A 253-nucleotide genomic window follows, 5' to 3' on the forward strand; every position below is an offset into this window, starting at 1 on the left:
GGCCTGACTTGGCCTTGACGTTCGATCCGGGCTTGTCAGCACTTCCTTTCGCACTAGCCGTCATGCCACGGACATACAGGGATTCCATCGCAATCGTTTGGTTCTCGCGAACGATGGAGGTGGTGAATTTATGCTGCCAGTCCTTGCGGACGTTGGCGGCATGTTCAGTGACGCGACCCACTTTCCAGTAGGCTTTGCGTAAATTATTGGAAACGGGCAACTTTACGCCCTTGGATAATTTCGCATTCCGGCT

The 253-nt window shown here is 53.4% G+C and carries 1 protein-coding gene; it reads right to left on the reverse strand.

Translation table 11 applies throughout. The features are described from left to right. The coding region (locus IV91_RS0115005; RefSeq protein WP_031599593.1) for a transposase at positions 1-253 on the reverse strand (253 nt) is incomplete at both ends.

This window comes from Ferrovum myxofaciens (genome assembly GCF_000735045.1).
Lineage (GTDB): Bacteria > Pseudomonadota > Gammaproteobacteria > Burkholderiales > Ferrovaceae > Ferrovum > Ferrovum myxofaciens.